The organism is Propionivibrio sp., from assembly GCF_047602565.1.
Lineage (GTDB): Bacteria > Pseudomonadota > Gammaproteobacteria > Burkholderiales > Rhodocyclaceae > Propionivibrio.
Window position 1 is genome coordinate 1 of record NZ_JASGGX010000001.1, and the last position, 19,062, is coordinate 19,062.

Annotated in this window: 20 protein-coding genes and 1 pseudogene; 4 read left to right on the forward strand and 17 right to left on the reverse strand. The window is 64.5% G+C overall.

Annotated elements, in window-relative coordinates:
* The 3 genes and pseudogenes from QM701_RS00005 to QM701_RS00015 form a co-directional block, all read right to left on the reverse strand.
* On the reverse strand, positions 1-446 hold a 446-nt coding region (locus QM701_RS00005; protein WP_415165059.1), incomplete at its 3' end, for an ABC transporter ATP-binding protein.
* A gap of 79 nt (positions 447-525) precedes the next feature.
* A complete protein-coding gene (locus tag QM701_RS00010; RefSeq protein WP_415165060.1) occupies positions 526-1,377 on the reverse strand; it encodes an ABC transporter permease in 852 nt (283 codons plus the stop codon).
* Positions 1,378-1,717: 340 nt separating this feature from the next.
* Positions 1,718-2,404, reverse strand: a pseudogene (locus tag QM701_RS00015) (ABC transporter substrate-binding protein); the annotation flags it as partial.
* 154 nt (positions 2,405-2,558) lie between these two features.
* Between QM701_RS00015 and QM701_RS00020 the strand changes: the two are divergent.
* Positions 2,559-3,173, forward strand: coding sequence for a LysE family transporter (locus QM701_RS00020; RefSeq protein WP_415165061.1), 615 nt, complete (start codon positions 2,559-2,561; stop codon positions 3,171-3,173).
* Between the two features lie 9 nt (positions 3,174-3,182).
* On the opposite strand, the gene QM701_RS00025 is transcribed toward QM701_RS00020, so the two are convergent.
* The 11 genes from QM701_RS00025 to QM701_RS00075 all read right to left on the reverse strand — a co-directional run bounded on the left by QM701_RS00025 (position 3,183) and on the right by QM701_RS00075 (position 13,114).
* Positions 3,183-3,767, reverse strand: coding sequence for a uracil-DNA glycosylase family protein (locus QM701_RS00025; protein WP_415165062.1), 585 nt, complete (start codon positions 3,765-3,767; stop codon positions 3,183-3,185).
* 128 nt (positions 3,768-3,895) lie between these two features.
* On the reverse strand, positions 3,896-4,174 hold the full coding sequence (locus QM701_RS00030) for a hypothetical protein (RefSeq protein ID WP_415165063.1): 279 nt from the start codon (positions 4,172-4,174) through the stop codon (positions 3,896-3,898).
* 76 nt (positions 4,175-4,250) lie between these two features.
* The gene (locus QM701_RS00035; RefSeq protein ID WP_415165064.1) at positions 4,251-4,739 is read right to left on the reverse strand and encodes a hypothetical protein; all 489 of its coding nucleotides are present in this window, start codon (positions 4,737-4,739) and stop codon (positions 4,251-4,253) included.
* A gap of 91 nt (positions 4,740-4,830) precedes the next feature.
* Positions 4,831-5,292 carry a hypothetical protein gene (locus QM701_RS00040; RefSeq protein WP_415165065.1) on the reverse strand — a complete coding sequence of 154 codons (462 nt, stop codon included), beginning with the start codon at positions 5,290-5,292 and terminating at the stop codon, positions 4,831-4,833.
* Between the two features lie 527 nt (positions 5,293-5,819).
* Positions 5,820-6,863, reverse strand: a complete 1,044-nt coding sequence (locus QM701_RS00045) for an ABC transporter ATP-binding protein (protein ID WP_415165066.1) — start codon at positions 6,861-6,863, stop codon at positions 5,820-5,822.
* Positions 6,860-7,855, reverse strand: coding sequence for an ABC transporter ATP-binding protein (locus QM701_RS00050; RefSeq protein WP_415165067.1), 996 nt, complete (start codon positions 7,853-7,855; stop codon positions 6,860-6,862). The genes QM701_RS00045 and QM701_RS00050 overlap by 4 nt, the downstream gene beginning before the upstream one ends.
* Before the next feature lie 2 nt (positions 7,856-7,857).
* Complete coding sequence (locus QM701_RS00055; protein ID WP_415165068.1) at positions 7,858-8,727, reverse strand: ABC transporter permease; 870 nt, start codon at positions 8,725-8,727, stop codon at positions 7,858-7,860.
* A gap of 3 nt (positions 8,728-8,730) precedes the next feature.
* Positions 8,731-9,708 (reverse strand): ABC transporter permease, encoded by a 978-nt coding sequence (locus QM701_RS00060; RefSeq protein ID WP_415165069.1) that lies wholly within the window; start codon positions 9,706-9,708, stop codon positions 8,731-8,733.
* Positions 9,702-10,538, reverse strand: coding sequence for a class II glutamine amidotransferase (locus tag QM701_RS00065; RefSeq protein WP_415165070.1), 837 nt, complete (start codon positions 10,536-10,538; stop codon positions 9,702-9,704). Before QM701_RS00065 ends, QM701_RS00060 begins: the two co-directional genes overlap by 7 nt.
* A gap of 79 nt (positions 10,539-10,617) precedes the next feature.
* The gene (locus tag QM701_RS00070; protein ID WP_415165071.1) at positions 10,618-12,213 is read right to left on the reverse strand and encodes an ABC transporter substrate-binding protein; all 1,596 of its coding nucleotides are present in this window, start codon (positions 12,211-12,213) and stop codon (positions 10,618-10,620) included.
* 190 nt (positions 12,214-12,403) lie between these two features.
* Positions 12,404-13,114, reverse strand: a complete 711-nt coding sequence (locus QM701_RS00075) for an aspartate/glutamate racemase family protein (RefSeq protein WP_415165072.1) — start codon at positions 13,112-13,114, stop codon at positions 12,404-12,406.
* Between the two features lie 238 nt (positions 13,115-13,352).
* Here QM701_RS00075 and QM701_RS00080 point away from each other — a divergent pair, with 238 nt between their 5' ends.
* Together QM701_RS00080 and QM701_RS00085 are read left to right on the forward strand one after the other, a co-directional pair.
* The gene (locus QM701_RS00080) at positions 13,353-14,942 is read left to right on the forward strand and encodes an ABC transporter substrate-binding protein (RefSeq protein ID WP_415165073.1); all 1,590 of its coding nucleotides are present in this window, start codon (positions 13,353-13,355) and stop codon (positions 14,940-14,942) included.
* Positions 14,943-14,995: 53 nt separating this feature from the next.
* Complete coding sequence (locus QM701_RS00085; protein ID WP_415165074.1) at positions 14,996-16,582, forward strand: ABC transporter substrate-binding protein; 1,587 nt, start codon at positions 14,996-14,998, stop codon at positions 16,580-16,582.
* Between the two features lie 61 nt (positions 16,583-16,643).
* On the opposite strand, the gene QM701_RS00090 is transcribed toward QM701_RS00085, so the two are convergent.
* From QM701_RS00090 to QM701_RS00100, 3 genes are all read right to left on the reverse strand, one after another.
* The gene (locus QM701_RS00090; protein WP_415165075.1) at positions 16,644-17,267 is read right to left on the reverse strand and encodes a LysE family translocator; all 624 of its coding nucleotides are present in this window, start codon (positions 17,265-17,267) and stop codon (positions 16,644-16,646) included.
* A gap of 114 nt (positions 17,268-17,381) precedes the next feature.
* Entirely contained in the window at positions 17,382-17,633 is a 252-nt protein-coding gene (locus QM701_RS00095; RefSeq protein WP_415165076.1) for a hypothetical protein, read from the reverse strand.
* On the reverse strand, positions 17,630-17,914 hold the full coding sequence (locus QM701_RS00100; protein ID WP_415165077.1) for a hypothetical protein: 285 nt from the start codon (positions 17,912-17,914) through the stop codon (positions 17,630-17,632). The genes QM701_RS00095 and QM701_RS00100 overlap by 4 nt, the downstream gene beginning before the upstream one ends.
* A gap of 152 nt (positions 17,915-18,066) precedes the next feature.
* On the opposite strand from QM701_RS00100, the gene QM701_RS00105 reads away from it, so the two are divergent.
* Positions 18,067-18,963: a LysR family transcriptional regulator gene (locus tag QM701_RS00105; RefSeq protein ID WP_415165078.1), complete on the forward strand. Its 897-nt coding sequence runs from the start codon at positions 18,067-18,069 to the stop codon at positions 18,961-18,963.
* The last annotated feature ends 99 nt before the right edge of the window (positions 18,964-19,062 follow it).

Consider the following 19,062-nt stretch of genomic DNA (forward strand, 5'->3'; position numbering starts at 1 on the left):
GCACGCTGGCGCATGCCGCCGGACAGCTGCCAGGGCGCGTGCCCGGCGAAGTCCTGGAGACCGACGAGGCGCAGGTAGCGTTCGGCTTCCGGCAGGTAGCGGGACGGCGCCAGGCCGGCGAGGCGCGGGCCGAAGGTGACGTTGTCCCTGACCGACAGCCACGGAAACAGGGTCGGCTGCTGGAAGACCATGCCGCGCTCGGGGCCGGGGGCCTGGATCGGGCGGCCGTCGAGCAGGATGCTGCCGGCGCTGGCCCGCTCGAAGCCGGCGATCAGGTTGAGGATGGTGGACTTGCCGCAACCCGACGGCCCGAGCAGGCAGACGAACTCGCCGGAGGCGAGCGCCAGGGAGACGTCGCTCAGCACCTCCGTGCGCCGCCCGGCGCCGCCCGGCGCGGCAAACCACTTGCCGACGCCGTCGAGGCGGATGCGGTGTTCCGGGGTCACTGGACGACCCTCCTGCCGCAGCGCGACATCCTCTCCCGGGGAGGAAGAGCGCCTCCTTCGGGCGGCCGGGCGGAGGCGCTCATGCATCCTTCCCCGCCCAGGGCGCGATCCGGCGCTGCAGGCGCACCAGCAGCCAATCGAAGAAATACCCGGTCAGCCCGAGCAGCAGGATGCCGAGCAGCACGACGTCGGTGCGCAGGTAGGTGCCCGCGTTGATCACCATCCAGCCGAGGCCGGAATCGGCGGCCACCATTTCCGCGGCGATCAGCGAGGTCCAGCCGATGCCGACCGACAGGCGCACGGTGGTGAACAGCTCGGGCAGGGCGTTCGGCAGCACGACGTGGCGGAAGACCTGCCGGCGGCTGGCGCCGAGCGTCTGCGCCACGCGCACCCGTCCCTGGCTGACGCCGGCCACGGACGCCACGGCGCCGACGACGATGCTCAGGAACGAGGAAATGAAGATCAGGAAGAACTTGGAGCCTTCGCCGATACCGAACCACACCACCACCAGCGGAATCAGCGCGATCTTCGGCAGGGGCCGCAGGAACTGGACGAACGGATCGAGGACGGCGTTGAGCGTCGGCGCCAGCCCCATGCTCAGGCCGAGCGGCACGCCGACGGCGATGGCCACGGCGAAGGCGGAAAGGGCGCGCGCCGCGCTGATCAGGAAATGCTGCCACAGCGGCGTCTGCCGGTAGCCGGACGCCACCAGTTCCGCCGCCGTGCGGAAGACCTCCGACGGCGGGGGCAGGAGCAGGGGATCGACCCAGCCGAGACTGCCGGAGAGCTGCCAGAGCAGCGCGAAGAGGGCCACGCTGGCGATGCCGGTCAGCAGATGGCGATGCCTGCCGGGAACGCGCGGCCGTGGTTCGGGCTCCGCTCGTTCCGCGGCGCCCGGGTACGGCTCCAGCATCAATTCCGATCCGAGCATGATCGCCTACCTCGCCGCCGCGCGTTGCAGGTACACGGTGTTGATGAACGGCGCGTAGGAAGCCGGGACGTCCTCCTTGCGTATTTCGCCGATCTGCGCCAGGAAGTCGGCCGAATCCTTGTAGGAGCGGGTGATGCGCGAATCCGCCTTGTTCTCGGCGTTGCCGATGAACGCCGGCGTCGAACTGCTCGGCGAGCGAGGGATATTCGAGCCCGGCCAGCGTGCTGCGCGCGGTGTCCGGCGGGATGTCCAGGTGCCTGGCGATCAGCTGCGCGGAGCCTTCCGGGTCCTTCTTGTACTGATCGACCTTGTCCTGCACCACGCGCAGGAATTTCACCACGAGGTCGGGATGCCTTTCGGCGAACTCCTTGCGCACGACGAAGTTGTTGAACACCAGGATGCCGTCCTTCTGCAGGTCGCGGGTGGCGAAGATCTCCTTGCCGCCGTCGCCTTCCAGCTGGTGCGAGAACGGTCCCCAGACGTACGCGGCGTCGATGTCGTTGCGCTTCCAGGCCGAGACGATCTCGGCCGGCTTGAGCGCCACCGTCTTGATTTTGGCGCGATCGACCCTGGCCAGCCGGACGGCGACTTCGAAGGCGTACTGGGCGGTCGAATTGGCCGGGTAAGCCACCGTCTTTCCTTCCAGTTCCTTCAGCGAGCCGATCCCCTTGCGGGCGATCAGCCGTTCGCTGGTGGCGATGATCTCGGGCGTGCCGATCACCTCGATCGGCAGCTTGCGCGCGATGCCTGCGGCGGCGGGGCTCGAACCGAAGCGGGCGATGTCGATTTCCCTGGCGGCGAACAGCGTCAGCACGTCGGCGCCGGAATTGAACGGAATCCACTTGACCTTGGTGCCGAACGCCTGCTCGAAGGAACCATCGATCTTGCCCAGAATCCACACGCGCGGACCGCCGGCGTAGGCAAAGCGCACTTCAGAGGGCGGGGCCTCGGCCGACGCGGGCGACGACGCCAGCACGGCGAGCAGCGAGACAGCGGCAAGCAACAGTCGGGTCAATTGGACGATCATGGCGTTTCCTTCGAAAATCGGAGAAAACACACTATATGTAGCGAGAAACGAAACCAGAAGTAATATGAATTGATATTTTTATACGGCAGGCGGTATAAAGCGGTCTTCCGGCGCGGACGAAATATCGCCCGCTCACCTGTTGCGAAGGTTTTCCATGCTTGGCATAAACGACTACGGCGCGTTCGTGGCGGCCGTCATCCTCTTCCTGATGATTCCCGGACCGGGCAATCTCGCGCTGATCACCTCCACCGGCAAGGGCGGCATTCGCGGCGGCCTGGCCGCGACGCTCGGCGTGATCCTCGGCGACCAGGTGCTGATGTGGCTGGCGGTGGCCGGCGTCGCCGCCCTGCTGAGCGCCAGCCCGGCCGCGTTCCACGCCGTGCAGTGGCTCGGCGCGGCATACCTCGCCTGGCTCGGCGGCCGGATGCTGTTCTCCCGGCCGGGCGCGGCGCCGGTGCTCGATCTCAAGCCCCGCCACTTCCTGCGCCAGGCCATGGCGATCACCCTGCTCAACCCCAAGGCCATCGTCTTCTACATGGCGTTCTTTCCGCTGTTCGTCGACCCGGTAGGGCATCGGGGCGTGCTGACTTTCGCCTTCATGGCGGCGACGATCGCGGTGCTGACGTTCGCCTATGGCCTGATCGCCGTCCTGCTGACACATTTCCTGGCCGAACGCCTACGCGCCAATCCGGCCGTATCTCGCTTCCTGACGCGGCTAGCCGGAGTCTTCCTGATCGGCTTCGGCGTCCGGCTGGCGGCCGGGCAGTGATCCGCACAGTCAGGCGGCCAGAGCCTGCTGCACCAGTGGCCGCAAGGCCGGCAAAAGCTCGGATTCGAACCACGGATTGCGCCTGAGCCACAGGTTGTTGCGCGGACTCGGATGCGGCAGGGCCACCGTGCGGGGCCATGCCGCCTGCCGGTTCCTGACCACGTCCGCCAGCGGCAACCTGCCTGCATCGGGCAGGTGGTACGCCTGGGCGTATCTGCCGATGACCAGCGTGAGGCGCACGTGCTGCAGCCGGGCAAGCAGCTTCGCGCGCCAGAGCGGCGCGCATTCCGGCCGGGGCGGCAGATCGCCGGAACGTCCAGTTCCCGGAAAGCAGAATGCCATGGGCAGAATGGCCACCAATTCCGGGTCGTAGAAAATGTCGCGCGACAAACCCAGCCACGCGCGAAGCCGCTCGCCGCTGGCATCGTTGAAAGGAATGCCGGTTTCGTGAACCTTCCGGCCCGGCGCCTGCGCGGCAATGAGGATGCGGGCGGACGGATGGACCTGGACGACGGGGCGGGGTCCATGGGGTAAGTGCGCGGCGCATGCCGTGCATGCCTGGATTTCGGCCAGCAAGGGAGCGATGGATGCCATGAGAGTTCTACAGTTCAGCCACTGATTGCCCCAGTAGTCTGAAAACGGCACTCAAAGATTGTCGGTGCCGCGACGAACGCTATCAGGTGGAGGCCAAGAAAGATAGCAGAGAAAGCGTCGAACTGTAACTATCTATAGGAAGGCAGTTCTGGGGTGTGACGCCGGATAAACCTTGCAAAAGCCAACAGCGCTGCGGCCAGCACCAGCCACAGAAAAACCAGGCCGGTTGAACCGGCGATAACGAAAACGATATCGACGACCCAAGCCCAACGCCCTTTGAATGGAGGCGCCGAGGGAACAAACCATTCATGTACGGCGCCAATAATCGCTAATACCGCAAGCATCACAAGCACACGAACAAACCATCGTGTCTCTTGAACTCCGGTGTGTATGCTGATCGGTTTCAAGATGTCTTACGTTTGAACTCGATGGCCTGCGCACAATTCTGCGCAGGTTCAGTGGAATGACGGATCGGGTCGATGGTCATCGGCGTCCTTTCAAGTTGTAAAGCATGCCACCTGTGGGCGCCGAGTTATCAATGATTCCCTCGCGGACAGAGATGCGAATAGCTTGGGTACCGATGGATCGGGTCTGGCTATTGATTTTCGTAAACTGTGCGCTCAGGAATTCAACGGCCACTGAGTCCGCAGACGTCCACGTAAGGTTGGCGCCGTAAGCGTCCTGGTTGCGACGTGCGCCATACATGGAAACAGCCGGAGAGCCGAAAGACTGAGCACCATGTGCTACGACGTGGACCTCATAACCAAATGATGTTGTGGCACCGCTATTTGTTTCGAACAATACAGCATCAACTTTTCCTGTTGGCGATACGACGCGAGCAACCTCGTCTTTGCTCTGATCCCCCAATAAGCTGGAGAAAAGCCATGTTGTCAGGAATACCGCAACAACGAATATGGAAACAAACGCTCCAATTACCCAAAGTATCCATTTCATCGGTTGAGAAATTGCCATGATTCAGGGTACCCAATGTCTTAGATCATTGGTGCGCGTAGACGGCGCGCAGTGTTGCTTAAGCGGACCAATATTTGTCGGGTGGGCCTTTTCATTTGATTGATAGCGAGAGAGGGCCACACCACATAACAGTGTTACAAACCACCAGCTGGTTAAGAAAGTATCCAGTTCCATAGCCCCCAAGCCCAAGCAGAAAGAGAGCGATTGGCTGAGAAAGACATTTCTTTCGTGCAACGGAGGCAACTATTACTGTCGCGATTACCGCGCCTGGTAGTGAAAAAATATGTCCTAAACCTAGCAAGCCCTCTGGTGAAGATTGTGTCCAGTTGACGGCCATGAGCGCAACCATGGAAGCCGCAATGACTACTGCAGTACCGGAAAGAAAAAGAGGAGCAGGGCGAATCGCGATGCATACTCCAAGAATCAGTGTCGGAACAGCAATGTAGTACCACAGTCCCAAATAGAGAGCATCACCGCGAAGGATTACCGCGATGACCATGACGATGGCTATAGCTGACGCAACACAGATATCGAGTACGCGCATGGTGGCCATGACAGAAAATGCAGTTTTTTTGTGATCGACTGGAACGGGATATCAGAGCGAGTGTTCGATAGCGTACGGAGATACCCGTTTGGGACAAAAATAGATTTCAACGAAGGCGAATGGCAACTGTTACCAGTAGAGCTCCAATTAATGCTAGTAAAATTTTAAAATCGCCTTCTTTGTAACGGCCCATTAGACCGCGATATACGTAATACGAGATTGCCAAGCCTAAAAGTTTCGAAATCCAGTCCATATATCAAATTAAATATTCACAAAGGCTGAAGCTTGGTTGCGTTAGAAATGCCGAATCGCTACAAGCTCCACAGCATACGGACTGGCGGCCTCTATGTCTAGTGGATACAATGCCTTATTATTTCTCGGCAAGCGTTATTCGATAGGGGTGAAGGCTTCAACCGGGGAAATCCACAGCAGTCTGTTTTAGCGTGAGCTATCGATGATTTGGCGCCGGTTGTATTAGCGCATGGGTTTCCGAATGGCGCGGCGCAAGGGCATATGGGCGCGTACCCGTCCGAGGATTATCCGTCGAGAATGCACGCCGACCAATGCGCCGGCGCGATTTCCCTGAGCGGCGGCCTGTCGGCCCGGCATTCGGGCCTGGCGTACGGGCAGCGCGGGTGGAAATGGCAGCCGCTCGGGGGGTGCAGCGGCGAGGGCGGTTCGCCGCGGATCGGGTGATAGGCGCGCCGGCGCGCCGGGAGTTCGGGCAGTTCGGCGATCAGCGCCTGCGTGTAGGGGTGATGCGCGCAGGCGAAGATTTCCTCGACCGGGGCGATCTCGACGATCCGGCCAAGGTACATGACCACTACCCGGTCGCTGATGTGGCGCACCACGCCCAGGTCGTGGCTGATGAACAGGTAGGTCAGCCCCAGGTCCGCGCGCAGCTGCATGAACAGGTTGAGGATCTGCGCCTGGATCGAGACGTCGAGCGCGGCGACCGCCTCGTCGCAGACGAGGAATTCGGGTTGCACGGCCAGCGCGCGGGCGATGCCCAGGCGGGCGCGCTGGCCGCCGGAGAACTGGTGCGGGTAGCGCTCCGCCAGGCCGGGGTCGAGGCCGACGCGGCGCAGCAGCTGCGCGAGCCACGCCGCGCGGTCCTGCTGGCGGAGCAGCCCGTGCGCCAGCGGCGCTTCGCTGATCGCGGTACCGGCGCGCATTCGTGGGTTGAGCGAGGCGGAAGGGTCCTGGAAGACCATCTGCATCTTGATGCGGATCGCGCGCAGTCCGTCGGCGGGCAGGTCGTCCAGCGGCCGGGCATGGCCGTCGCCGTGCCAGAAACGCTGTCCGGCCGTCGGCGCGTACAGGCCGACCGCCACGCGGCCGAGGGTCGACTTGCCGCAGCCCGATTCGCCGACCAGCCCGACCACCTCGCCGCGGGCGATGGTGAGCGAAACGTCGTCCACCGCGTGTACGGTTTCGGCGGCAACCCGGGCGCCGATCTTTTGCGCCGCGCGCGCGGCCAGGTCGAGCGCAGGGCCGAACGACTTGCTGATGCGCCGCAGTTCGAGCAGGGGCGAGGACGTGGGCGCATGGTTCATCGGCGCGGCGTGCGGATCGGTCATTGCGGTACGGGCGAAGGGACGGGCGTGCGCAGCCAGCAGCGGACCCGATGCGGCCGGCCGGGTTCGCCGGCGTCGATGTCGGGCGGCGCGACCTTGCACGCGGCAAAGGCGTGCGGGCAACGGTCGGCGAAGGCGCAGCCGGCGGGCAGGTCGGCCAGCGACGGCGGATTGCCGGGGATCGGATGCAGCGGTTCGCCGCGCGCGTGCAGGGCCGGGATCGCACCGAGCAGGCCTTCGGCGTAGGGATGCAGCGGGCGCGCCAGGACGGCGTCGACGGGGCCGGATTCGACGATCCTGCCCGCGTACATCACGGCGATCCGGTCGGCCAGGCCGGCGACCACCGACAGGTCGTGGGTGATCCAGATCAGGCTGGTCCGGTGTTCGCGGCAGAGCTTCTGCACCAGCGCCAGGATCTGGCCCTGGATGGTCACGTCGAGCGCCGTGGTCGGTTCGTCGGCGATGATCAGGTCGGGCCGGTTGAGCAGGGCGATGGCGATGGCCACGCGCTGGCGCATGCCGCCGGAGAACTGGTGCGGATAGGCGGCGAGCCGCTCGGCCGGCGAGGCGATGCCCACGTCGGCGAGCGCCCGCAGCGCGCGCTCGCGGGCGGCGGCATGGCCGATCCGCTGATGCGCCTGCAAGGTCTCGATCATCTGCGTGTCGATGCGCAGCACCGGATTGAGGGTCATCATCGGGTCCTGGAAGACCATCGCGATGCGGTCGCCGCGCAGCCGGCGCAGGCGCCGGGCGTCCATGGCCAGCAGATTCTCGCCCTTGAACAGCACCTGTCCGCCGACGATCCGGCCCGGCGGGTCGACCAGCCCGAGAATGGAAAACCCGGTCATCGATTTGCCGGAGCCCGATTCGCCGACCAGTCCGAGAATCTCGCCGGGCTGAAGGGCGAGGCTGACGTCGTTGACCGCGCGCACCACGCCCCTGGCGGTGAAGAAGTGGGTGCGCAGACCACGCACGTCGAGCACGGGCGGCGGCATGGTCACTGCCCCTGCAGCCGGGGGTTGAGCACGTCGCGCACGCGGTCGGCGACCAGGTTGATCGAGACGATGAGCAGCACCAGGGCGATGCCGGGGAAGAAGCTGATCCAGTAGTCGCCGACCAGCAGGTACTGGAAGCCCGTGGCGATCAGCAGGCCGAGCGAGGGCTCGGTGATCGGCAGGCCGATGCCGAGGAAGGACAGCGTGGCTTCGAGCGAGATGGCGCTGGCCACCTGCAGCGCGGCCACCACGATCAGCGGCGGCAGGCAGTTGGGCAGCAGGTGCCGGAAGATGATGCGCGGCGTGCCCAGGTCGAGCAGGCGCGCGGCGGCGATGTAGTCCTTGCCGCGCTCCACCAGCGCCGCGCTGCGCGCCGTGCGCGCGTAGTAGGCCCACTGCACGGCGAACAGCGCGGTGACGATCTTGCCGACGCCCTGCCCGAGCACGGCGAGCAGGACCAGCGCGATGAGGATGGCGGGAAACGACAGCTGGATGTCGGCGACGCGCATCACCAGCGTGTCGATCCGGCCGCCGAAATACCCGGCGATCAGGCCGAGCGAGAGGCCGCAGGCCAGCGCCAGCAGCGTGCTGCTGACGCCCACCAGCAGACTGATGCGCAGGCCGTAGAGGATCGCCGAGAGCATGTCGCGCCCCTGGTCGTCGCTGCCCAGCCAGTAGCGGCCGACCCCGCCGGCATCCGCCGCGCTGCCGGGCGGCAGGCGGCCGTCGGCGACGTTGAGCTGGGCCAGGTCGTAGGGGTTCTGCGGCGAGATCAGCGGCGCCGCCAGGGCGGCCAGGAACAGCGCCAGCAGCACGAACAGCGCCACCCGCTCGACACGGTTCGGCGAATAGGCATCGAGCAGGCCGCGCATCGCTCAGTCGCTCCGCTGTTCGAGCCGGATGCGCGGGTCCAGCGCCGAGTAGAGGAGGTCCACGGCGAGGTTGATCAGCACGAACAAGGCGACCACGATCAGCAGGTAGGCCACCACGACCGGCCGGTCGAGCAGGTTGATCGACTCGATCAGCAGCTTGCCCATGCCCGGCCAGGCGAAGATCGATTCGGTGACCACGGCGAAGGCGATCAGCGAGCCGAATTCGAGCCCCAGCACGGTGACGATCGGAATCAGGATGTTCTTCAGCACGTGCACGCCGACGATCCGCGCCGGGCCGAGGCCCTTGGCGCGGGCGAAGCGCACGTAGTCCTGCAGCAGCGCCTCGCGGGTGCCGGCGCGGGTCAGGCGGATGACCAGCGAAACCTTGAAGAGCGCGAGGTTCAGGGCCGGCATCAAGAGGTGCTTGAGGCCGTCCCAGGTGAGGAACGACACCGGGATGCCGAGGAGGTCGGTGGTAGCGCCGCGCCCGTTCGACGGCAGCCAGCCGAGCTGCACCGAAAAAAGCATGATCAGGAGCAGCCCGACCCAGAAGGTCGGCAGCGAGAAGCCGAGGATCGACAGGCCCATGATCGTCCTGCCGCTGCGGCTCTCCGGCCGCAAGCCGGCCCACAGCCCGAGCGGAATGCCCAGCGCGACGGCGATCAGCAGCGCCGCGACGGCGAGTTCCAGCGTCGCCGGCATGCGCTGCAGGATCAGCTGCGTCGCCGAGGTGCCGTGCACGAAGGAATTGCCGAAATCGCCTGCCAGCGCCTGCTTCACGAAGATCGCGTACTGCGTCCACAGCGGTTTGTCGAGGCCCAGCGCGGCCACGGCGCGATCCATTTCCGCGCGGTCGGCCTCCGGATTGACCAGGATGTTGACGGGATTGCCGACGGCGTACACGCCGACGAACACCAGCAGCGACATGGCCAGCAGCACCGCGCCGCTCTGCATCAGGCGGCGCAACAGGAAAACTAGCATGCGAGGCTTCCGGCCGTTTTTTCGCTGCCTTCCGGGATGGCGGCCGGCGGCTCGGGCGTGTACCGCCGGACGATTTCGCCATTGAAGAACGTGAGCAGTTCGCCGCGCTCGAATCTGTTCCACTGCTCGTCACAGGTCAGCGGCTGGGTGGCGATGACCGTGATCAGGTCGTTCGGCTTGTTGTAATGGCTGAAGTCGATGGAAACGTCGCAGTTGACCAGCTTCGCCGTGGAGAAGGGATAGCCGCGCTGGACCCAGAACAGGTCCGTGGAGCAGTGCGCGAACATGAAGTCCCCGTTCGACAGCAGGAAATTGAAGGTGCCGTGCGCGGCGATGCCGGTGGCGATTTCCCGGATGCTGCGGAACAGCACGTCGAGCGGCGGTTCGCGGTACGGGTGGCGTTCGCGCAGGCCCTGCAGGATGAAGCAGAACGCGGCTTCGCTGTCGGTGAAGCCGACCGGCAGATACTGGCCGTTCAGCGCGGGGTGGAAATCCTTGAGGTCGCCGTTGTGCGCGAACACCCAGTATTTTCCCCACAGCTCGCGCATGAACGGATGGCAGTTCGGCAGGCTGACCTTGCCCTGCGTGGCCAGGCGCACGTGCGCGACGATGTTGGTCGATTTGATCGGGTAGTGCTTGATCAGCTGCGCGATCGGCGAGTCGATCGAAGCCTGGTAATCGATGAAGAGCCGGCAGCCGGTGTCCTCGAAGAAGGCGATGCCCCAGCCGTCGCGGTGCTTGCCGGTCAAGCCGCCACGGGCCACGAAGCCTTCGAACGAAAAGGTGATCGCGGCGGGATGGTTGCTGTTCAGCGCGAGCAGTTGGCACATGGCGGGACGGCGTCGGTCGGGGATGGAAAATGCCTCGCCGCGGTTTCCCGGGCGAGGCGTATGGATGCAGGAACGGTTTTTACTCCGGTCGGACGAACTGCGCCAGCGTCGCCTCGTCCGGACGCGGCGTGTAGCGGTAGCCCTTGCGCGCCGCCCAGGTGGCGACCTGGTTGTACAGCGGGATGATCGCATGGTCCTGCCTGATCGCGATATCCGCCGCGTCCTGGAAGAGCTTCTCGCGCTTCCTGTCGTCGATCGTGCTCAAGGCCTCGATCAGCGCCGCGTCGAACTTGGCGCTGCTGTAGCTGCTCCAGTTGCTGGTGCCGAGGCCCTTGTCCTTGTCGGTCGTCGCCAGCAGGCCGCGCAGCGGGCTCGACGGCTCGCCGCCGCCGACGCCCCAGCCGAGCAGGCCGAAGCCGAGTTCCTTCTTCGCCGCCTTGGGCACGTAGCTGGCCATGGGCTGCGTCTGCACCTTGGTGGCGATGCCGCCGCGCGTCAGCATCTGGCCGATGGCCTGCAGCACCTGCTCGTCGTTGATGAAGCGGTCGTTCGGTCCGAAGATGGTGATGCCGAAGCCGTCGGGATAGCCCGCCTCGGCCAGCAGCTTCTTGGCGCCGGCCACGTCGAGGGCGTCGGGCTTGAGGTCGGGGTTGTGCCCGAACATTCCGGGCGGCGCGGGATTGGCGTTGGGCACGCCGAGTCCGTCGAGCACCTTCCCGGTCAGCGTCTTGCGGTCGATCAGCTTGGAGATCGCCTCGCGCACGCGCGCGTCCTTGAGCGGGTTCTTGTCGAGCGGCTTGCCGGCCTTGTCGGTGACGAACGGCGAGGTGTCGCGGTGATCGGTGTACAGGAACATGTAGCGGTTCGACATTTTCTCGAACACGTTCAGGTCCTTGTTGGCCTTGAACTGCGCGACGAGGTTGGCCTGCACGTTCTCGATCAGCTGCACGTCGCTCGACAGCAGCGCCGCCATGCGCGCCGGGTCGTTCGGCAGGAACTTCAGGGTGACCGACGCCCAGGCCGGCTTGGAGCCCCAGTAGCCATCGAAGCGGGCCACCTGCAGATACTCGCCCTTGCTGTACTTGACCAGCTTGAAGGGGCCGGTGCCGCCGACGACCTTGCCCTGGTTGAAATCGTCCGTGGTCGCCTTTTCCGCCGCCTTGCGCGAGACGATGAAGATCCGCGTCAGGTCGTTGGGCAGCAGGGGCGCCGGCGCCGCCGTGGTCAACTGGATGGTGAGCGGATCGACGATCTTCTTGGCCACGATCGACTTCGTATAGGTGGTGAACGAACTCGGACTGTTCTGGATGGTGGCCGGACGCTCCAGCGAGAAGACGACGTCGTCGGCGGTGAAGTCGCCGCCGTCGTGGAATTTCACGCCCTGGCGCAGCTTGAACTCCCAGGTGGTGTCGTTGATCGTGCGCCAGGAAACGGCGAGGGCCGGGGCCAGCTTGCCGTCGGCGTCGATGGCGACCAGCGGTTCGTAGATGTGGCTGCACAGCGCGCTGATGGCGTCGTTGTTGAAGAAGTGCGGGTCGACCGCCGCGGGGTTGCTGCTCAAGCCGATTTTCAATTCTTGCGCCGAGGCGGCGTTCGCGGCGAGCGAGAACGCCAGGGCGAGCGCGGCGAGGCTGGCGCCCCGCTTGAGCGAACGCAATGCGAAGGAAAAGGCCATGCGATTCTCCTTGTTGAATGTTTGAGCGGCCATGCCCGGAACGGCACCGACTCTAGCAGCGGGGGCGCCGGGCATGAAAGAAGATTTTTCGATATGCGTATTCCAAAAGGGCACTACGGGGACATTGGACCGGCGAAACGCCGCGCAAATTCCTCGCCGCGCGGTTTTCCTGCGCGGAATTGCCCGCGCTTCAGCGGAAGCGCCGCGGCCTCAGGCCGGCATGGAACCAGGAAACCAGCGATATCGTATCGAATACCGGCAGCCCGAGCGCATCGGCGATGTCGGCCGAGAACGGCGCCAGGTTGGTGCATTCGAGGAGGAGGGCGCCGAGTTCGGGATGATGCCGCTGGAAGTCGTTCGCGACGGCCAGCACTTCGTCGCGGAGGCGCTCGAAGGGGATGGAATCGTCATCGTCCAGGATGGCGCGGACGAAGTCGGAATCGGGCGGCATGCCGGCCACCGGCGTGCCCGCCGGAATGCCGGCGGATTCGAGATAGCTCCCTTTCAGCGCGGCGCCGTCGAAGGTCAGGATGCCGACTTTCCTGTGCGAGGCGATCACGCTTGCCGCCAGCGGATACTGCAGCAGGCTGCTGGCCGCCACCGGCACCGGCGACCAGTCGGCCAGTTCCCGCTGGTAGTGCGAAAGGAACCCGCAGGTGGTGGTGATGCCGTTGACGCCGCCGTCGATCAGTTCCCGCGCCGCGCGCTTGAACGGTTCGAGCAGGCTCTGCTCGTGGATGCGAGTCATGCCGCGCGGTGTGGCTTCCTCGACGATCCGGTACTGGACCGGGAAGGGCCAGGTCTCGGCGTTGCCGATGTCGCCGGGAAAGCGCCGGAAACGGGTGCGCACCATCAGGATGCCGATGGATACGCCGTAGTAGGTCTTCGTTCTCTTGGCCATGTTCGTTGTCCCGGAGGCTGCGTGCCCCGCGCCGACGCCGGCGGGATGCGGCGAAACGGCCCCGCCGCGATTCTTCCCCGTTCCGCGTCCGGGTTGAACTAATTTATGGTGAATTGCTTATGCCGATCCGCGCGGGATCGCTTCCAGGAATTCATAGTAAGCATAGAAAAAATACTTCGTTCTCGCGCCAACCCCCGTTCGCTAAGGTGAGCCTTTCTTTCACTTCAAAGGGGGGTGTATGTCTCTGCGTCATCGACCGGCCGGCCGGTTCTGGAAACTTGCGCTGGCCGCCGTCGCCGGCGGGCTGATCGCGGCGGGCGCCTGCGCGCAGACCAGGAGCGGTGGCACGCTGAACTGGATCATCGCCTCCGAGCCGGCGCTGTTCGTGCCGCTGACGACGAGCGCCGGCAGCAGCTGCGACCTCGGCCCGAAGGTGGTCGAAGGGCTCCTGACCTACGACTATCAGCTCAATCCCAAGCCGCTGCTGGCGACGGCCTGGTCGGTCAGCAAGGATGGGCTGCAGTACCGCTTCGACCTGCGCAAGGGCGTCAAGTGGCACGACGGCAAGGACTTCACCTCGGCTGACGTGGCCTTCTCGATCCTCGCGCTCAAGCAGTACCATCCGCGCGGCCGCAGCACCTTCGCCAACGTCGAAAGCGTCAGGACGCCGGATGCGCACACGGCGGTGATCGTCCTGTCGAAGCCGGCGCCGTACCTGCTGACGGCGCTGTCCGGCACCGAGTCGCCGATCGTCCCGAAACACCTGTACGAAGGGACCGACGTCCAGAACAGCAAGTACAACCGGGAACCCGTCGGCACCGGGCCGTTCGTGTTCAAGGAGTGGGTCAAGGGCAGCCACGTCGTCCTCGAACGCAACCCGAACTACTGGGACAAGCCCAAGCCCTACGTCGACAAGGTCGTCGCGCGCTTCATCCCCGACGCGGCGGCGCGCGCGTTGGCGCTCGAATCCGGCGCCGCCGACGTTGGCACGCAGGTGATCCCGCTGTCCGACGTCGAGCGCTTCAAGGCGTCGCCGAAATTCACCGTCGACATCCGCTCGTTTCCGTATCTCGGCAACCAGCAGCAGCTCTATTTCAACCTCGACACGCCGCAGTTGAAGGACGTCAACGTGCGCCGGGCGATCGCGCAGGCGCTGGACCTGGAGGCGTTCAACAAGCTGGTCTGGTTCGGCTACGGCACCATCGCGGCGTCGCCGGTCGGGCCGCAGCTGACCCGGTACCACGATGCGGGCATCAAGCATTACCCGTTCAACCTCAAGCAGGCCGAGGCGGCGCTCGACGCGGCCGGCTACAAGCGCGGCGCCGACGGCGTGCGCTTCAAGCTGCGCCTGCTGTTCAACCCGTACCACGAAAAGCGCGCGCCGGAATTCGTCCGCCAGTCGCTGGCCAGGATCGGCGTCGACGCGGTGATCGAGAACTACGACTTCGCCACCTACACGACCAAGGCCTACACCGACCGCGCCTTCGACCTGGCGCTGGAAATGCTCTCCAACATGTTCGATCCAACGGTCGGCGTGCAGCGCGTGTTCTGGTCGAAGAACTTCAAGGTCGGGTTGCCGTTCGCCAACCCGGCGCACTACGCCAACCCGGAGGTCGACCGGCTGCTGGAGGCGGCGGCCGTCGAGCCGGACGAGGCCAAACGGCACAAGCAGTTCGACGAGTTCCAGAAGATCGTGCACGCGGACGTCGTGTCCGTCGAGTTCGGCACGAACCCGCAGATCACCATCGCCGCGAAAAAGGTGAAGAACCACATCCCGACCGGCGAAGGCATCCGCGGCAGCTTCTCCGAAGTGTCGCTGCAGGAATGACGGCGCGCATCACCGGACTCCGTACCTCGAACCTCAATGACTGAAAGGCAACCATGTTCTTCCTGAATTTCCTTCGCCGTTCCCTGTCGCGGACGGCATGGGTGCTGGCGGCGGCCGGACTGGCCGGCGCGGCCATCGCCGAACCCAGAAGCGGCGGCAACCTGAACTGGATCGTCACGCCCGAGCCGGCGCTGATCGTGCCGCTGACCACCACGGCCGGCGGTAGCTGCGAGATCGGCCCCAAAATCGTCGAGGGGCTGCTGACCTACGACCAGAAGCTCAATCCCAAGCCGCAGCTGGCGACCGCCTGGTCCGTCGCCAAGGACGGGCTGCAGTACCGCTTCGACCTGCGCAAGGGCGTCAAGTGGCACGACGGCAAGGAGTTCACCTCGGCCGACGTGGCCTTCTCGATCCTCGCGCTCAAGCAGTATCACCCGCGCGGCCGGAGCGTCTTCGCCAACGTGACCCGCGTCGAGACGCCGGACGCGCATACGGCGATCCTGGTGCTCTCCAAGCCGGCCCCGTTCCTCCTGACGGCGCTGGCGGCGACCGAATCGCCGATCGTGCCGAAGCACCTGTACGAAGGCACCGACATCCTGACCAACAAGTACAACAGCGCGCCCGTGGGCACCGGCCCGTTCGTGTTCAAGGAATGGGTGCGCGGCAGCTACGTCGCCCTGGAACGCAACCCGAACTACTGGGACAAGCCGAAGCCCTACCTGGACAAGGTGACGGTGCGCTTCATCCCCGACGCCGCCGCGCGCGCCCTGGCCCTGGAGTCCGGCAGCGCGGACCTCGGCGGGCAGGCGATACCGCTCTCCGACGTCGAACGCTTCAAGGCGCTGCCCAACTTCGCCGTTGACACGTCGAGCGAGCCGTACCTCGGCAGCCAGCACCAGCTCTATTTCAACCTCGACTCGCCGATCCTCGCTAACCTCGAAGTCCGGCGGGCGCTGGCAGGGGCGCTGGATCTGAACGCGCTGAACAGGCTGGTCTGGTTCGGCTACGGGCAGGTCTCGGCGTCGCCGATCGGGCCGCTGATCGCCAAATATCACGACGGCAGCATCCAGCCTTACCCCTTCGACCCGAAACGCTCCGAGGCCGCGCTCGACGCCGCCGGCCACAAGCGCGGCGCGGACGGCACGCGCTTCAAGCTGCGCCTGCTGTGGAACCCGTTCCAGGAAAAGCGCGCCGCCGAGTTCGTCAGGCAGTCCTGGGCCAGGATCGGCGTTGACGCGGTGATCGAGAACTACGACTTCGCCACCTACACGACCAAGGCCTACACCGACCGCGCCTTCGACGTCACGCTCGAAGCGCTGGCCAACATGTTCGATCCGACGGTCGGCGTGCAGCGGGTCTTCTGGTCGAAGAACTTCAAGGTCGGCCTGCCGTTCGCCAACCCGGCGCACTATGCCAACCCGGAGGTTGACCGCCTGCTCGAAGCGGCGGCGGTGGAGATCGACGAAGGCAAGCGCCAGAAACAGTTCCAGGAATTCCAGCGGATCGTGAACAAGGACCTGCCGTCCATCGAGTTCGGCACCAATCCGCGCGTCGTCGTGCTGGCGAAAAAGGTCAGGAACTACGCGCCCACGGGGGAAGGGCTGCGCGGCAGCTTCGCGGACGCTTATCTGCAGGAATGATCCGTGCCGGGTTCCCGCCGCCGGATGATGTTGATGGCGGCGGCGGAGGCCCGGAGCCACCTTACTCCCGGGCCAGCCTTACAGCCAGCGTCGCCAATACCGTTCCCATCACGTACCGCTGAGTAGCCAGCCATTTGGGGCTATGGCTGAACCAGGCCGCCAACTTGGCCGCCGAGAGTGCGATGGTCAGATTCACCGAGAAGCTGATGACGATCTGGGTCAGGCCGAGCTCGATGCTTTGAGTAAACATGTCTCCATGCGCCGGAGAGACGAACTGCGGCAGGATCGACAAATAAAAAACCGCGATCTTCGGATTCAGCAGGTTGGTCACGAAGCCCATGGCGAACAATTTCCTGGGCGTGTCGATCGGCAGATTCTTCGCTTCGAAAGGGGATTTGGAACCGGGCTTCACGGCTTGCCAGGCCAGATAGAGAAGATAGGCGGCGCCGGCCCATTTGAGGATTTCGTAGGCCAGGGGCACGGCCATGAACAGGGCGGTGATGCCGAGAGCGGCGGCAAACATGTGGACCAAAAAACCGGCGACCACGCCAAGCAATGAAATCACGCCGGCTTTCCTGCCTTGGCAGATGGAGCGCGAAATGAGGTAAATCATGTTCGGACCGGGAGTCAGCACCATCAGCAATGCGATTCCGGCGAATACCAGAAGGTCGGATAAGGGAATCATGAAATTGATCTTTGTCTGGAAAAGGGTTCGCGAGGGAAAGGCAAGCAATTCCGGGCGGCTGCATTTGTACGGAAACTATACGGGAGAACATGGCCGAAAACCGGCCCCGCCGGATCAGGCCGCCGCCGGTGGCAAAACATTCTTCTGCGCCGGCAACAGGCGTTGCGTCCATGTTCCCCTCATGAGCGCACGTTCGGCCGCGACGCGGCTCGGGTAGTACTCGACCGACTCCCGCGAAAACGGCAGGCCGTCCTCGCGGGTGCCGATGTAGAACCCTTCCGGGCTTTCCAGCACTTCGACCCTCAGGCAGGCGCCATACGCATGAGCGACCTGCCCGATGGCCCGGTGCGACCTCGCAGGTTTCATTGTTCCAGACAGTGGCGGCGCAGCAAATGCACGCGGAAGTATGTTTTCTGGTCGCCGTCGCCACGGACTCTTGGCGAGGAGCGGGTCTCCGGCGGCGTGACACCGACTATGACCAACGCCATCACCGCTAGGCTCAGCAGCGCGGGAATCGCCGAGAAGTCGCCGTGCCGGATGCACAGGGCCATCGCGATGGCCAGCGCGCACACCGAGATGCCGCCGCAGAGGTCGAAATGAAATGTGCCCGCGGGGAACTGTCTTGCATCGAGATTGAGCGTTGTCATGACTTTCCTTTCATAAGACTTTACAGATGCCGAATGGGAAAACCCGCCGTCCGGCGTGGCGATGCGGCCACCATCGCCACACCCCACGATTGATATGCTATTACTAATGTCTTATCATGGAAAAATGAGTTTTTTCTCATGGCTAACTGAAAATGACTTTCACCCAACTCGAAATTTTCGCCAAGGTGGCGGAGCTGGGCGGCTTCACCGCCGCGGCGGAGCAGCTCGGCATCAGCCAGTCGGCCGTATCGCACGCCCTGCGGTTGCTGGAAAAGGAATGGGGCGTCACGCTCCTGTCGCGCAAGCAGTCCAACATCGAGGTCACCGAAGTCGGCCGGAATCTGCTGATCCGCGTTCGTGAACTGCTCGGCGTTTCCGAAGCCATCCGCCAGGAGGTGGCTGCCCTCCGCGGACTGAGCCGCGGCGTCCTGCGCATCGGTTCGTTCGGACCCTCGTCGTCCTTGTGGCTGCTGCCGAGAATCCTCGACCAGTTCCAGAAAGAGCATCCCGCCATCAAGATTCTCGTCGAGGAGGCCGACGATGACGACGTGGTCGATTGGGTTCTGGAACGCCGGGTCGATGTCGGCTTCGTCGTGCTTCCCGAAGAACGGCTGGACACCATGCCGCTGGTAGAGGATCAGCTGGTCGCACTGCTCCCGGCCGATCACCCGCTGGCCAGGAAAAGAGCGGTGGGCCTGCCCGAACTGTGCGAGTCGCCGTTCATCATGAAAATCGTCGAGGGCGGCGTGTCGGCGGCCGAGAAGAGCCTCGCCTCCGCCAACCTGCGCCCCGCGATCACGCACCGCTATTCCCAGATCATCACCATCATCAAGTCGGTGGAGAACGGGGACGGCGTGTCGTTGATCTCCGACCTGGCCTTGTCGGATCAGGTCATGTCCCTGTGCCCGGGCGTCATCAAGAAGCCATTGACGCCGGCCGTCCGGCGATCCGTGGGCCTGGCGGTGCTCAGTTTGAAGCACGCCAGCCCGGCCGCGCACGCTTTCCTGAAAACCGCCAAGGCATTGGCGGCGACGTTGCGCAAACCATAACTCCGCATAGCGTCAGTCTTTTCCTCTTGCCGGAGCGAGATCTGGCGTCCTTGGCGATTCTTTGTCAACGGTCTGTTACAGGCTCAATGAGGTCGTCTG